This window comes from Bradyrhizobium uaiense, assembly GCF_010811875.1.
Taxonomy (GTDB): Bacteria; Pseudomonadota; Alphaproteobacteria; order Rhizobiales; family Xanthobacteraceae; genus Bradyrhizobium; species Bradyrhizobium uaiense.
In genome coordinates this window covers 1-245 of the sequence record NZ_VKHP01000898.1, presented here as the reverse complement: position 1 = coordinate 245, position 245 = coordinate 1, and the positions used below count along the sequence as shown (strand labels likewise).

Here is a 245-nt window from a genome sequence, read left to right as displayed (position 1 = left end):
TCCCAGTCAGGCCAACTCATAGCCAAGCGGGATCATCAGATGAAGATGCGAGCGATAGATGCGGCAGTGCGCATACTGGAACGCGAGGGGATCACTTGCGCTTTTGGCGTTCCCGGCGCCGCGATCATCGATCTCAACGCAATCGATCAGATTTTCCGCGCTGTGGCAGCGCTGGCGATTTCTTGCGTGTCTCCAAGTGATTAGTGCCCACGAAAGCGTGGAAACCGGCAACGACGAGAACAGCA

General features: G+C 56.7%; 1 protein-coding gene. It reads right to left on the bottom strand.

Annotation, left to right across the window (positions count from 1 at the left end; translation table 11 throughout):
- Positions 1-6: 6 nt before the first annotated feature.
- A partial coding sequence (locus FNJ47_RS50830; RefSeq protein ID WP_206685437.1) for a hypothetical protein occupies positions 7-245 on the bottom strand: 239 nt, incomplete at its 5' end.